Source organism: Microbacterium sp. BDGP8 (assembly GCF_029991045.1).
GTDB classification, from domain to species: domain Bacteria; phylum Actinomycetota; class Actinomycetes; order Actinomycetales; family Microbacteriaceae; genus Microbacterium; species Microbacterium plantarum.
In genome coordinates this window covers 1,694,906-1,709,564 of sequence record NZ_CP120712.1, presented here as the reverse complement: position 1 = coordinate 1,709,564, position 14,659 = coordinate 1,694,906, and the positions used below count along the sequence as shown (strand labels likewise).

Annotated in this window: 9 protein-coding genes; 3 read left to right on the top strand and 6 right to left on the bottom strand. The window is 69.4% G+C overall.

Annotated elements, in window-relative coordinates; all coding sequences use genetic code 11:
- Positions 1 to 13 precede the first annotated feature (13 nt).
- The 3 genes from P6897_RS08305 (at position 14) to rpsT (ending at position 6,149) form a co-directional block, all read left to right on the top strand.
- Positions 14 to 4,918, top strand: a complete 4,905-nt coding sequence (locus P6897_RS08305; RefSeq protein WP_282500968.1) for an ExeM/NucH family extracellular endonuclease — start codon at positions 14 to 16, stop codon at positions 4,916 to 4,918.
- 116 nt (positions 4,919 to 5,034) lie between these two features.
- Positions 5,035 to 5,772: an alpha/beta fold hydrolase gene (locus P6897_RS08300; protein WP_282500967.1), complete on the top strand. Its 738-nt coding sequence runs from the start codon at positions 5,035 to 5,037 to the stop codon at positions 5,770 to 5,772.
- 116 nt (positions 5,773 to 5,888) lie between these two features.
- The gene (gene rpsT / locus P6897_RS08295; protein ID WP_112614742.1) at positions 5,889 to 6,149 is read left to right on the top strand and encodes a 30S ribosomal protein S20; all 261 of its coding nucleotides are present in this window, start codon (positions 5,889 to 5,891) and stop codon (positions 6,147 to 6,149) included.
- Positions 6,150 to 6,210: 61 nt separating this feature from the next.
- Here rpsT and holA read toward each other — a convergent pair whose 3' ends face one another.
- From holA to leuS, 6 genes are all read right to left on the bottom strand, one after another.
- Complete coding sequence (gene holA / locus P6897_RS08290; protein WP_274177878.1) at positions 6,211 to 7,251, bottom strand: DNA polymerase III subunit delta; 1,041 nt, start codon at positions 7,249 to 7,251, stop codon at positions 6,211 to 6,213.
- A gap of 428 nt (positions 7,252 to 7,679) precedes the next feature.
- Positions 7,680 to 10,499 carry a ComEC/Rec2 family competence protein gene (locus P6897_RS08285; protein ID WP_282500966.1) on the bottom strand — a complete coding sequence of 940 codons (2,820 nt, stop codon included), beginning with the start codon at positions 10,497 to 10,499 and terminating at the stop codon, positions 7,680 to 7,682.
- A complete protein-coding gene (locus P6897_RS08280; protein ID WP_282500965.1) occupies positions 10,496 to 11,107 on the bottom strand; it encodes a ComEA family DNA-binding protein in 612 nt (203 codons plus the stop codon). The genes P6897_RS08285 and P6897_RS08280 overlap by 4 nt, the downstream gene beginning before the upstream one ends.
- Positions 11,108 to 11,175: 68 nt before the next feature.
- Positions 11,176 to 11,490, bottom strand: coding sequence for a hypothetical protein (locus P6897_RS08275; protein WP_282500964.1), 315 nt, complete (start codon positions 11,488 to 11,490; stop codon positions 11,176 to 11,178).
- Positions 11,491 to 11,541: 51 nt separating this feature from the next.
- Positions 11,542 to 11,970 carry a thioredoxin family protein gene (locus tag P6897_RS08270; protein ID WP_274177874.1) on the bottom strand — a complete coding sequence of 143 codons (429 nt, stop codon included), beginning with the start codon at positions 11,968 to 11,970 and terminating at the stop codon, positions 11,542 to 11,544.
- A gap of 71 nt (positions 11,971 to 12,041) precedes the next feature.
- Positions 12,042 to 14,624: a leucine--tRNA ligase gene (gene leuS, locus P6897_RS08265; RefSeq protein WP_274177873.1), complete on the bottom strand. Its 2,583-nt coding sequence runs from the start codon at positions 14,622 to 14,624 to the stop codon at positions 12,042 to 12,044.
- Between the last annotated feature and the right edge of the window lie 35 nt (positions 14,625 to 14,659).

Genomic DNA, 14,659 nt, shown 5'->3' with positions numbered 1-14,659 from the left:
CTGGTACAGATGGGTGGCCTCCAGCGCCGCCGTCGCGATCGTGGCGGGAGGTGTGGGGTGGGCCGCGATGCCCGCGCGTGCCGCGGTCGGCGCTGACGCGCCCGTCGTGATCAACGAGATCTACGGCGGCGGTGGAAACAACGGCGCGCCCCTGAACCGCGACTTCATCGAGCTTCGCAACACCTCGGATGCCGCTGTCTCGCTCGACGGCTGGAGCGTCCAGTACGCGTCGAGCACGGGAGCCAACTGGCAGGTGACTGCTCTCGCGGGTGCCACCATCGAACCCGGCGGGCACCTGCTGATCGGCCAGGCCATCGGCGGTAACGCCGCGCTGCCCGGCTTCACGGCCGACATCGAGGGCTCCATCCCGATGAGCGGCACGCAGGGCAAGGTCGCGCTCGTGAACTCGACGGCCGCGCTCAGCGGTGGATCGGGCCTCGCGCAGAACGACGCTGTCGTCGACTACGTCGGGTGGGGCAACGCGACCGACTTCGCAGGCTCCGGCGCGGCACCGGCGACGACCAACGCGACGAGCATCGCTCGGGACGACCAGGGCGCGAACACCGCCGACAACGGGGCCGACTTCACGGCCGGTGCACCGACGCCCCAGGGCGCAGCCGGGACGATCCCCGAGCAGCCGGGTGAGCCGGAGCAGCCGGGTGAGCCGGAGCAGCCGGGTGAGCCGGAGCAGCCCGGTGAGCCGGAGCAGCCCGCTGGGCCCGAGGTGGTCTCGATCAGCGAGATTCAGGGCACGGGCGCTCGTTCGCCCCTGGCAGGTCAGACCGTCACGACGGAAGGCGTCGTCACGGCGCACTATCCCACGGGCGGGTACAACGGCTACGTCATCCAGACAGGCGGCACCGGCGGTGCGATCGATTTCGCGACGCATCGGGCCTCCGACGCGATCTTCGTCTACTCCCCCGCTGCGGTCGGAGAGGTCACGCCCGGTAGCACGGTGCGCGTTACCGGTGTCGTGGGCGACTACTTCGGGCTGACGCAGCTCACCGTCGGCCCGGGAGGTGCGACGGCGATCGCCGACGCGGCCCCGGTGGTGCCGGCGACGGTGGCGTGGCCGACCGACGACGCGCACCGCCAAGCGCTCGAGTCGATGCTGGTTCAGCCGCAGGGCGACTTCGTCGTCGCCGACAACTACAACCTCAACCGATTCGGCGAGCTCGTGCTCGCCACGGGTGCCGAGCCGCTGCGCCAGCCCACGGATGTCGCTCGTCCCGGTTCCGCGGAAGCGGCGGCCGTCGCGGCGGACAACGCCGCACGCCGCGTGGTGCTCGACGACGGCTCGTCGACTAACCTCGCGGCAGCCGGTGCGACACCGCCCTACATCTCGACCAGCGAGCCCGTTCGCGTCGGCGCTCGGGTGACGTTCGACGCGCCGGTCGTCTTCGATTACCGCAACGACGCTTGGAAGCTGAGCCCCGTGCGGCACATCGTCGCCAGTGAGAACCGTGACGACGACATCACCGTCGAGAACACGCGCACCGCCGTTCCGGCGGAGGTCGGCGGGGACGTCTCGGTGGCGTCGTTCAATGTCCTGAACTACTTCACGACCCTCGGTGTCGAAGACAGCGCCTGCCAGGCCTACACCGATCGTGAGGGCAAGGGGACCAACGTCCGCGGGGGCTGCGATCAGCGCGGGGCGTGGGACGCGGCATCCTTCGAACGCCAGCAGGAGAAGATCCTCGCCGCGATCAACGCGCTCGATGCCTCCGTCGTCGGACTCATGGAGATCGAGGACTCGGCGCGGCTCGGTGAGCAGCCTGACGAGGCGACCGCTTCGCTCGTCGCCGCCCTGAACGCGGCGGCCGGCTCGGAGCGCTGGGCGTTCGTGCCGTCGTCGGACGAGCTGCCGGATGCCGCGGGGCGCGACGTCATCACGAACGCGATCATCTACCAGCCGAGCGCCGTCGAACGCGTCGGCGACGCTCGGGCTCTCGGAACCGAGTCCGACGCGGGCGAGGCCTTCCAGAACGCACGGGCTCCGATCGCGCAGGCCTTCGCCCCGGTCGACGGCGGCGAGCCGTTCCTCTTCGTCGTCAACCACTTCAAGTCGAAGGGCTCGGCGGGTCCCTGGGCGGGTGACGCCGACACGGGAGACGGCCAGGGAGCCTCGAACGAGTCGCGCGTGCGACAGGCGCGCTCGCTCGACGCGTGGGTCGATCGGATCCAGGGCGACGTGGACTCCGTCCTGCTGGCGGGAGACTTCAACTCCTACTCGCAGGAGGACCCGATGCAGGTGTTCTACGAGTCGGGATATGTCGACGCGGGGATCACGTTCGATCCGACGGACACCAGCTACGTGTTCCAGGAGCTTTCCGGCTCGCTCGACCACATCCTCATGAACGAGGCCGCGTGCGAGCGCGCCACGGGCGCCGACGTGTGGAACATCAATGCGGGCGAGTCCATCTTCCTGGAGTACAGCCGGTACAACTACTTCCCGGTGAACTTCCACGACGACGGCCCCTACCGTTCCTCCGACCACGACCCGGTCAAGGTCGGCCTCTCGGCGGAGGCCACGGCCCCGGTCGAGCCCATCGATCTGACGCTGCTCGGGATCAACGACTTCCACGGCCGCATCACCGGGGTCACGCCCGCCAAGCCCGCCGAGGGCAAGGTGGAGGCCCAGCCCGAGGTTCCGGGGACCGTCGGGTTCGCCGGAACCATCGAGGAGCTGCGCGCCGCTGCACCCGACGCTGTGCTGCTGTCGGCCGGTGACAACATCGGGGCTTCGCTCCCGGCGTCGTCACTCGCTCAGGACGAGCCGACGATCGACGTGCTGAACGCCCTTGATCTGCGGGCGAGCGCGGTGGGCAACCACGAGTTCGACCGCGGCTTCGCCGACCTGCGCGACCGCGTCATCCCGCGTGCGGACTTCTCGCACCTCGGGGCGAACGTCTACGCCGCCGGCACGACCGATCCCCAGTTCGACGAGTACGAGCTCATCGAGTCTCAGGGCCTCACGATCGGCGTCATCGGCGTCGTGACGGAGGAGACCGCGTCGCTGGTGAGCGGCGCGGGCATCGCCGGTCTCGAGTTCGGCGACCCCGTCGAAGCGGTCAACCGCGTCGCAGCCGACCTCACCGACGGCTCCGGCGACCAGGCCGATGTCATCGTCGCGCTCTACCACGAGGGTGCGGCCGACAGCGCCTCGGACGCGAGCCTCGACGAGGCCGTCGCCGACAGCGCGGTCTTCGCCCGCATCGTCAAGGAGACCTCCCCCGAGGTCGACGCCATCTACACCGGTCACACGCACAAGCTGTACGCGTGGTCGGCGCCGATCCCGGGAACGGACCGGACGCGACCGATCGTCCAGACCGGCTCGTACGGCGAGTTCGTCGGCAAGGTCATCCTCTCGGTCGATCCCACGAGCGGCGAGGTCGTCTCGCACTCACAGGAGAACGTCGGCCAGACCGAGACGCCCGCCGCCGACCTGATCGCGACCTACCCGCGCGTCGCCGAGGTCGACGAGATCGTCCGGCAGGCGCTCGCGGACTTCGCTGAGATCGGCAACACGCCGGTCGCGACGATCTCCGCCGATATCACCAGCGCGTACTCGGGCGGCTCGTATGTCGACGGCGCCTATGCCGGCGGCAAGCGCGACGACCGGGCGTCGGAGTCCTCGCTCGGAAACCTCGTCGCGGAGTCGATCCGCTCCAACCTGGCGAACTTGCCGAACGGCGCGCAGATCGGCGTGACGAACTCCGGCGGCCTTCGGGCCGACCTGTTCGACACGCAGGCCGAGTTCGGGGCCAACGCGGTCGCGGGCGTGCCGGACGGCACGATCACCTGGGGTCAGGCGTACGCCGTGCTGCCGTTCAACAACACGATGGCCCTCGTGACCCTCACGGGCGCCGACTTCGTGCGCGTCCTCGAGCAGCAGTGGCAGCGCGATAAGGACGGCAACGTGCCGTCGCGTCCGTACCTGCAGCTGGGCCTGTCCGACAATGTGACCTACACGTTCGACGACACCCGCCCGGAGGGCAGCCGGATCACCTCGGTCACGGTCGACGGGCAGCCGCTCGACCTCGACGCCGAGTACCGCATCGGCACGCTCTCGTTCCTCGCATCCGGGTCGGGAGACAACTTCCGCGCCTTCGCCGCGGGCACCGACTACGTCGATACCGGCTTCCTCGACCACGAGGCCTGGATCGAGTACCTCGGCGCGCAGCAGCCCGTCGCGCCGTCGTTCACGAAGCACGCCGTCCGCGTCCAGGGCGTCCCCGAGACCGCTGCCGCGGGCTCGACGCTCGAGCTGACCGTGTCGAACCTCGACATGACGAGCCTCGGAGCCCCCCAGAACGGTGCGGTGGATGTCTCGCTCGGCGGCGAGGTGATCGCGTCCGCACCGGTCGCGGGCGGAAGCACGGTCGTGTCGGTGCCGCTTCCGGCCGACCTCCCGGACGGCGCCGCCGAGCTCGTCCTGATGACGGATGCCACGGAGACGACGGTCACGATCCCGGTCCGGATCGGCGAGCCGAGCACCGAGCCGGGTACCGAACCGGGCACGGCGGCGTGGGCGCAGGTCCAGCTCTCCACCACCCGCGTCGAGCAGGGCGGGTTCATCGATGTGCGGGTCTCGGGCCTCGAGCCCGGCCAGCAGATCGGTGCGACCCTCTTCAGCGAGCCGATCGAGGTACGTGGCATCCCGGCCGCTGACGGCTCCGGCGTCACGTCATTCCGGGTGGCGATTCCCGCAGACTTCGCGGTGGGAGCCCACACGCTGCGGATCTCGACGGCCGGCGAGGAGCCGCTGGAGTTCGCGATCACCGTCGTGCGCTCGGGGCAGCTCGCGGTGACCGGCGCGGAGACGCCGCTCGGCGTTCTGCTCGCGGGAGCGATGCTCCTCGTCGCGGGCGGCGTCATCGCGGTGACGCGGCGACGAGGTGCCGTCTCGGAGCGATGATTTCGCGGGCACGCTGATGCGACGTGAGGGCGGCCGGGATCACCGGTCGCCCTCACTCGTTCATGTGCTCGCCGAGCTGCTCCCCCGCGCAGGGTTCGGGTCCGTAGGGTGGAAGCATGACCGCGCAGGTGGTGCTCGTGCACGGGATCCGGACCTCGGCCACGATGTGGCGCGCTCAGGTGGCCCACCTCCAGGATCGCGGCATCCCCGTCACGGCGCTCGACCTGCCCGGCCACGGCACTCGCATGGCCGAGACCTTCACCCTCGATGGTGCGTTCGCGACGATCGACGATGCGGTTCGGGATGCCGCTGAGCGCGGCCCCGTGTTGCTGGTGGGCCACTCGATGGGCGGGCTGCTGAGCACCGCTTACGTCGGCCGCGAGGAACGCCCGCCGGTGTCGGCGTTCATCGCCGCGTCCTGCACCGCGATCCCCCGTGGCTTCGGCCTCGCGGTGTACCGAGCGCTCGCCCTCGGGTTCGACCGCTTGCCCGGCCGTGGCCAGCGGATCACCGACTGGGTCCTCGACCGCACGCTTCCCGTCGAGACCCGGCCGGACTTCGGCGCCGGCGGATACGCCTACGACGCGCAGGACGTTGCGCTGGCGAGCCTGTCGGTGCTCGACCTGCTCGCGGCGATCCGACGGATCGATGTGCCGACCTGGTTCGTGAACGGTCAGTACGACCAGCTACGCGTCAATGAACGGCTGTTCGCGAAGCTCGCCCCCGAGGCGGAACTGATCGTCGTCCCCCGCACCAGCCACCTCGTCACGGCCATGCGTCCGCGCGTGTTCAACGCGGTCATCGACCTCGCCCTCACGACCCTCGCGAATACCGGCTCTCGCGACGCGACCTGATAGACTCTGAAGTCGGCTTGCCGTGTGGGTTCCTCCCTCACACGACCGCCGTGCGGCATCCCTCTACTGTCGCCCGGCACATCCACCGAAAACTCCGAACGAAAGATACGTCGAACGTGGCGAACATCAAGTCGCAGATCAAGCGCAACAAGACCAACGAGAAGGCGCGCGAGCGCAACAAGGCCGTCAAGAGCGCGCTGAAGACCGAGGTGCGTCGCACCCGCGAGGCCATCGCCGCCGGCGACAAGGCCGCTGCCGAGAAGGCGCTGGCCAAGGCCACGAAGAAGCTCGACAAGGCCGTGAGCAAGGGCGTCATCCACGAGAACCAGGCTGCGAACCGCAAGTCGGCTATCGCGAAGCAGGTCGCCGCTCTCTGAGCCGCCGCTGTCGAAGGCCCGTCCCCATGTGGGGCGGGCCTTTCGCTTTGCCGCTGAGCGATCAGGACCCGTAGGGTGACCGCGTCGCGATGACGGTGACAAGCCGCTCGACCGCGAAGACGGGGTCGCGCGAGGCGCCCTTCACCTCGGCATCCGCGCGGGCGGCCGCCTGGATCGCGGTCGCGAGGGCGGATTCCGTCCAGCCGACGAGATCGCGCTTGGCTCGGTCGACCTGCCAGTCCTTCATGCCGAGCCGGGCAGCGAGCGCGGCGGACGGCTCGCGCGTACCGACGACGCGGGCCATGGTGCGCAGCTTCGAGGCGATCGCAGCGACGAGCGGCACGGGGTCGGCCCCACTGGCCAGAGCGTGCCGCAGCGTGATGAGGGCCTCGCCGTAGCGGCCGGCGATCGCGGTGTCGGCGACGGCGAAGGCGGTCGTCTCGACCCGACCCCCGTAATACCGCTCGACGACCTGGTCGCCGATGTCACCGGGCACGTCCGAGATGAGCTGCTGACAGGCGGCCGCGAGCTCGGTCAGGTCGTCGGCGAAAGCGGAGACGAGGCTGCGCAGCGCCGACGGAGCGATCCGCTTGCCCGCAGCCTTGAACTCCCCCGCCGCGAAGTCGAAACGGTCGGAGTCGCGCTTGATCGCGGGAACTGAGATCTCGACCCCGCCCCCGATGCCCGAACGGATGGCCTCGAGCAGCTTCTTGCCCCGGACACTCGCACCCGTGTGCCGCAGGACGATCGTGGCGCCCTCCTGCGGATTCTCGAGATACGCGAGGGCCTCTGCGAGGAAGGCGTCGGAGCACTTCTCGACGCCCGCTACTCGCACGAGCCGAGGTTCGCCGAAGAGTGAGGGCGACGCCATCCCGAGAAGGGTGCCCTCGGCGTAGTCGTCGGCGCGGATGTCGGAGACCTCGAGGCTCGGGTCCTCGGCCTTCAGATAGTCGCGGAGTCCGGCGATGGCGCGCTCGGCGCACACCTCTTCGGGGCCTGCGACGAGCACGATGGGCGCCGGTTCCGGCGTACGCCACGACAGCTGCCGGATAGCCGACTTCGCGGCACCGCGGGCGGCAGGACGTCGGGGACTCGGCGGCATGCTCCCAGCCTAATCGCGACCACCGACCTCACCTGGCGCCACCCACAGGCAGGACACAAGCTTCCGAGCGGAGGAACTCTTGCGAAGTGACTGCGCAATGCGCGGTTCCACGATCATGGCTTGAGAGCCGGGGCCCATGAGGCATGATGGGGCGCGTGGTGAATAAGACTAATCCGGACCTGCGCATCGAGGAGTTCACCTCCCGAGCCGAGGAATCCCTCGCAGACTGGCAGGCTATCGACGCCGCGATCGTGGCGAATGGTGGGACGCTTCGCCTACGACGACGAGCGGCGACGGACTCCTTCATCTCGCTTGCGATCTCCTGGGAGTCGTTCATGTCGTCATGGTTCACCGCTGCCGTCAACCGCGAGCCGCGAAAGGCGATCAGATACCTGACCAATCAACTCTCGAGCTATGCGCAGAATGAGCTACGCATCCCTGCCAATATTCTGTCGAGCACACTGCTTACCTCCAGCCATGTGACGCATGCGGATGTGGTGAAGATCCTGGATAAGAACGGCCGCAACTTCGTCATGGCCGATTTCGCCGACTTCACGGAGAAGTCGAAGAGGTGGCTCTATCATCCATATGGCACACGGACTGCGACCATCAGTGAGGCCGAGTTTTCCACCGCTTACGCCGCGCGGATTCTCCGCAATCTGTTCGCGCACGAGTCCTCGTCCGCGGCGGCCGAAGCATGGAAGCTCGTGACGGAGTATCAGTCCCTTCTCCCCTCGCTGAAGGTGACTTCGCGCACCGAGAGGAAGTTCAGCATCACGAGCTGGCGCGGCTACATCCTGGAGTCCGTGGGAAAGAAGCCTCGGGTTCAGATTTTCCACGAAGAGCTTTCCTTGCTGGCCGGGAAGCTGCGAAGGTAATGCTCTGCGCCTCGCGCGGCTCCGAGATAGCCGCCTCGGCGTGGCTGCTTTCGGGCTATCCTGGCGCCACACCCGGATGCCGTCATCCGTCATGGTGAGCGCTGCCGCCCCGGTCTCGTCGGTGCGGACGATCTCGTGACCGAGCGACCGCAGGAGGGCGAGGGTTTCTTCGCGTGGATGGCCGTAGGAGTTCTCCCCCACCCCGATCAGCGCAACGCGCGCGCCGAGTCGGCGGTACAGCGACGCGGCTTGGTCGGCGCTGCCGTGGTGCGACACCTTCACGACGTCGTATGTCGACCGCAGCGAGGCGCCGAGGGCCAGCTGGGGCGTCTCCGAGAGATCGCCGAGGAGCAGCACGGCGGGAATCCCGCCTCCGCGGACATCGATCACTACGCTTGAATCGTTGCCGGGCGCGAACCCGCTCGCGCGACTGCGCGGCCACAGGACCTCCCACTCGGCGGCGCCCAGCACCCCCGCCAGCCCGGCGGAAGCTGTGCGAACCTCTGCCCCGGCAGCGGCGAGCCGCGCGAGCAGCTGCTCCTCCTGCGGCTCCGCGACCGGACCGTGAAGAACCGCACCGACGCGCCCCATGACCGCATCGCTGCCGCCGACATGGTCGAGGTCGAAGTGGGTGAGTACGAGGAGATCGATACGGCTGACCTCGAACCGGTCCAGGCACGCCGCGAGGGCCTCGGGATCGGGACCGGTGTCGACGAGAGCGACGGCGTCATTCGAGCGCACGAGGACCGCGTCGCCCTGGCCCACGTCACACAGCGCGATCGCCCAGTCCTCGGGTGTTCGCGCCCGGTCGAGCGGCCCCGTTACGAGGCCCGCGCCGACCGCCCCGCCCACTGCGAGGGCGACGAGCCCCGTCGAAATGCGACGAACCCGGCGAGGGGTGCCGGGCAGCATAGCCAGCAGCAGCGCGGTGCAGAGGACCGTCGCCAGCATGACGCCCGGCGCACCCGGGATCCATGCGATCGAGTTACCCGGGACGGCGTCGACCGCTTCCGCCGTGGCGGCGATCCAGGCACAGGGCACCCAGGCGATCGCGGCGAGACCGCTCGCCAACAGCGGCACCCCGGCGCTCAGGCATGCCGCGAGGCCGGCGATGGTCGCCAGCGGTGCCGCGGGCGCGGTCAGCGCGTTGGCGAGCACGGCGTACACGGGCAGTCGCGGATCGATCATCACCAGGATCGGGGTGCACGCGAGCTGGGCAGCGGCCGGTACTGCGATAGCGAGCGCGAGCGGGCGCGGCATGAAGCGCCGAAGCGAGTCGCTCACAGGTCCGGCGAACAGGATCAGGGCTCCGGTCGCCGCCGACGACAGAGCGAACCCGATACTGCCGGCGAGCCAGGGGTCGGCGATCAGACACGCGACGATTGCCAGGCACAGAACGGATGTTCCCGCACCCGCGCGCCCGAGCAGCGCTGCGAGCATCGCGATCCCGGCCATGGCAGCCGCGCGCACGACGCTCGGCTCGGGTGAGACGAGGATCACGAAGCCCGAGAGCGCCGCGAGCCCGATCGTGACGCGCCACGGGCGGCGCAGCCCCAGCATCCCGGCGCCGACGAACGCGATGCCGACGACGAGCGCGCAGTTCGCCCCGGAGACCGCGGTGAGATGCGAGAGCGAAGCGGTCTTCATCTGCGCATCGAGCTCGACAGTGACCGCGGATGTGTCGCCGACTGCGAGCCCTGCGACCAGGCCTGCGCCCGGCTGCGGCAGCGAAGCGGCCTGCGCGAGCAGCGTCGTGCGGAGGCTTGAAGCCAGGGCGAGGGGACCCCGCGGCCGGGACACCACCTCGGGCGGGCCGGCCGCCGTGATGACGAGGACCGGCCGCTCCCCCGGCCGGGCGGGCGCGGCGGAGCCGGTGAGCGAGACGGTGGCACCGAGGTCGAGCCCGACGGGACGCTCGGCCGTACGGACGACGACAGGCACCCGGGTCGCGGTGACGTCGCCGCCGATCCGCACACGGGTGGCGACAGCGTCGAAACGCCAGCCCGTCGCAGAGCTCAGGATCTTTCCCGTGACATCGGCTTCGATCGCCACCACTCGCCCGCCGGAGAGGGGCAATGCGAGGACCCGATCGCGGTCCGGCGCGCTCATCGCGATGTGTGAGACGGCCGCGGCGGCGAAAGCGAGAGTGACGGCGAAGACCGTGATCGGCGAACGTCGCGGGCGTGCGGCGCCGCGGGATCTGCGAAGGGAGATCGCCACGGCCACCAGCAATGCCGTCGCGACCGTCCACAGGACCGCCGCCACGATGACCGCGACCTCGGGATGGTGCGTCGCCACGAGTGCGACGACCCAGACACCGATCGCGACGGGGAGCAAGCGGAGGTCGCGACGGCGGATGCGGGCGCTCACACGCGGACCCGTTCCCGCAGTGCCTCCAGCATCTTCTCGCCGATCCCGGACACCGCCAGCAGGTCTTCGACGCTCGTGAAACGCCCGTTCTCCTCGCGCCAGGCGATGATCCGCTCGGCCAGCGCAGGACCGACGCGCGGAAGCGTGTCGAGCGCAGCGGCATCCGCGGTGTTCAGATCGACGAGGCCGTCCGTACCCGCCCCGCCGGACGCTCCACCGCCTGCCGATTCGGGCGGCGCTTGACCGGGCTCGGGGACGAAAAGCTGCTCGCCGTCGGTGACGGTGCGCGCGAGGTTCACTCCCGCCGGATCGGCCGTGTCGCTGAACCCGCCGGCCGCGGCCACAGCGTCGACCACGCGCGCGTCGGCGTCCAGGCGATACAGGCCGGGACTCACGACGGCGCCGTGGACGTGGACGTACACAGCGGCGCCGGTGTCGCTGTCAGGCCTCGCCGTCGGCGTCACGACGGGGGTCACCACCGCCACCGGCGCCGCGAGCGATCGGATCATGCCGATCGCGACGGTGACCGCCGCTGCGGCGAGAACGAGGACGACCAGTGCCCCAATTCCCAGGCGGCGCCGGGCCGGAGCGGAGTCGGGAGCAGTCACGCCGTCAGGCTAGGCGGGACGCTCCCAACCGCTCGGCCGCGGGTCGTCGCTTCGGGAGATCGCGGGCGTCACCCTGCCTGGGGAGGGCCCGACGCGGCATCCGGCCGTCGTCGAGTAGCCGGCGCTGATCCCCGATCCGCACCTGCGGGTGGATCCGCCTCATGGGTGACCGGGACGCTCTTGTCCTCTGCGGTGCGCATGTCCCACGACGGCTTGCGCACGGCGTAGAAGATCAGCGGCGGTGCACCGAGGACGATGATCACCAGCCCGACGATCCAGGGATACAAGACGGGTGAGAACGCGGTGAACCCCGACGGCGGGATGAACGAGAACACGAACGCGGCAAGGCTCGCGAGGAACCCGACACCCGCGACCAGCCCCATGGCCGGGACGCGGTAGGTCCGGAAGAGCACACCCCAGGGCGCGCTCCGCGGTCAGACCTCCCGCAGCAGACGGCTGATCTCGGTCGCGAGCGCGGACCGATCCGGAAGACCACCGGTGCGCTGACGAACCCTCCCGGTACCGTCGAGCACGAGAACCGTGGGTGTCTGCATGACTTCGAACCGACGAGTCATGTCCGGGCGATGCGTGAGGTCCACGTCGACGTGGCGGACGCCGTCATGCTCCGCGGCGAGCGACGAGAGAACGCGTCGCGCCGCGGGGCACCGAGAGCACAGCTCGGTACTGAACTGCAGCAGGGTCGCGGACCGGCCGAATGCGGGCGTGCCGACCATCGCGGGAGTCAGTACGTCGCCGTCCGCGACGTCGCGCGTACGACCGCGGAAGTGCCGGGAGATCACGCCGATCGCCGCGACGAACGCGACGAGCACGACGGTGAGGATGACGGCGGGAAGCGGCTGCACGATCGCCACCGTAGACCGCCGGCGACAGCGGCGGGGAAGTGTGTCATCGCGTGACGACTCCCCCGCCGTCATCAGCGAGCGGTGGTGAAGCTGACCACCTTCGGCGCCCGCACCACGGCGCGGGCGATCTCACGACCGTTGAGCGCGCGGACGATCTTGTCGTCGCTGCGGGCGAGCGATTCGAGCTCGTCGGAGGAGATCTTCGCCGACACGCTGAGCGTGCCGCGGACCTTCCCGTCGATCTGGACGACCGCGGTGACGGACTCCTCGACGAGAAGGGTCGGGTCGGGCTGACGCCAGACGGTAAGGCCCACGAACGGCCGGTGGCCCAGCGTCTCCCACATCTCCTCGGCGGTGTGCGGGGCGAACAGGTCGAGGATGACGGCGATCGCTTCCGCTGCCTCGCGAACCGCCGGGTCGCCGGCGCCGGCGCCGCTGTCGATGACCTTGCGGGTGGCGTTCACGAGCTCCATGAGTCGAGCGACGACGACGTTGAACTTCGTCTGCTCGACGAGCCCCGGAGCGTCGGCCCAGAGGCGGTGGGTGACGCGACGGAGCGCGGCATCCCCCTCGGCCCAGACGACGTCGATCTCGCTGTCGACGTCCGCAGCCACGCGCAGCGCACGGGCGAGGAACTTCGCCGCTCCCGTCGTCGAGACGTCTGCCCAGTCCTTGTCGTCTTCGACGGGTCCGGCGAAGGCCAGTGCCACACGCAGGACGTCGGCGCCGTGCTGCTCGAGCTCCTCCTGGAAGAGCACGAGGTTGCCCTTGCTCTTCGACATCTTCGCGCCGTCGAGGATGACCATGCCCTGGTTGATGAGGCTCGAGAACGGCTCGGTGAACTCCACCTGCCCCATGTCGAAGAGAGCCTTGGTGATGAACCGTGCGTAGAGCAGGTGCAGGATCGCGTGCTCGACCCCGCCGATGTAGAAGTCGACCGGGCCCCACTTGTCGGCCTCGCGAGGCGCGAAGGGCTGGCCTGCGTCGTTCGGCGACAGGAAGCGCAGAAAGTACCACGAGCTGTCGACGAAGGTGTCCATCGTGTCGGGGTCGCGAAGGGCCGGCTCCCCCGTCTCGGGATCGGTCGTGGTGACCCAATCGGTCGCCGCCCCGAGCGGCGAGGAGCCCTTCGGCGTGAGGTCGAGCCCCTCCACGGACGGGAGGCGGACCGGAAGCTCCTCGGAGGGCACCGGGACGATACGGCCGTCGTCGGTGTGGATCATCGGGATCGGCGTTCCCCAGAAGCGCTGACGCGAGATCAGCCAGTCCCGCAAGCGGTAGGTCTTGGCTGCGCGCCCGTTTCCGCTCGCGGTCAGCTGCTCGATGGCACGGGCGATGGCGTTGCGCTTGCTGAGCCCGTCCAGCGCACCCGAGTTGATCATCCGGCCGTCGCCCGTGAGTGCAACACCCGTGCGGGCGGGGTCGATGTCGTCGATCGCGGGCGTCGGGTCGATCGGCACGCCCTCTTCGTCGAGCTCGATGACCGGCATCGCCCCGGTCACCGGCGCGGTGGTGTCGACGACGACGCGCACCGGCAGGTCGAATGCGCGTGCGAAGTCGAGGTCGCGCTGGTCATGCGCCGGAACAGCCATCACCGCACCGTGGCCGTAGTCGGCCAGGACGTAGTCCGCCGCCCAGATCGGCAGTCGCTCGCCATTGATGGGGTTGATCGCGAAACGGTCGAGGAAGACGCCGGTCTTCGGTCGATCGGCGGTCTGACGGTCGATCTCGCTCGTCTTCTGGACCGTCTGCAGGTACTCACGGAAACGCTGCTGCACCTCCTCGGACGACCCCGCCGCCAGCTCGGCGGCAAGGTCGGAGTCGGGCGCGACGACCATGAAAGTCGCACCGTGCAGCGTGTCCGGTCGGGTCGAGAAGACCCTGATCTTCTCGTCACGGCCCTCGATCTCGAAGTCGATGTCGGCGCCGACCGACCGGCCGATCCAGTTGCGCTGCATCTGGATGACCTTCTGCGGCCAGAAGCCCTCGAGCTGATTCAGATCGTCGAGCAGGCGGTCGGCGTACTCGGTGATCTTGAAGTACCACTGCGTGAGCTTCTTCTTGACCACCTCGGCGCCGCAGCGCTCGCAATGCCCGTCGACGACCTGCTCGTTGGCGAGCACCGTCTGGTCGTTCGGGCACCAGTTGACCGGACTCTCCTTGCGGTAAGCCAGCCCCTTCTCGTACAGCTTCTGGAACAGCCACTGGTTCCAGGTGTAGTACTCGGGGTCGCTCGTATGGAGCACGCGGCTCCAGTCGAACGAGACGCCGTACTCGTGCAGGCTCTGCTTCTGCTGGGCGATGTTGTCGTACGTCCATGCGCGGGGGTCGGCACCGCGCTTGATGGCGGCGTTCTCAGCGGGCAGGCCGAAGCTGTCCCAGCCGATCGGGTGCAGCACGTTGTAACCGCGGTGCCGCCAGAAGCGGGCCACGATGTCGGAGTAGAGGTAGTTCTCGGCGTGCCCCATGTGAAGGTCGCCCGAGGGGTACGGGAACATCGCGAGGACGTACTTGCGGGGACGCTTGTCGTCATCGCCGCCGGCCCGGAAGGGATCGGCGTCTGCCCAGGCGCGCTGCCACTTCGCCTGCACGGCGTGGGCGTCGTAAGCGGCGGAATCGGGCGTGTTGGCGCGATCAGTGGAGCTGTCGGTCACGGGTGAACCAATCTGGGAATGCGAAAAGGGCGCGA

Coding starts and splice junctions, on each gene's coding strand:
- P6897_RS08300 (WP_282500967.1), top strand. CDS start 5,035: ATGACCGCGCAGGTGGTGCTCGTGCACGGGATCCGGACCTCGGCCACG.
- holA (WP_274177878.1), bottom strand. CDS start 7,251: ATGCCGCCGAGTCCCCGACGTCCTGCCGCCCGCGGTGCCGCGAAGTCG.
- P6897_RS08275 (WP_282500964.1), bottom strand. CDS start 11,490: ATGGGGCTGGTCGCGGGTGTCGGGTTCCTCGCGAGCCTTGCCGCGTTC.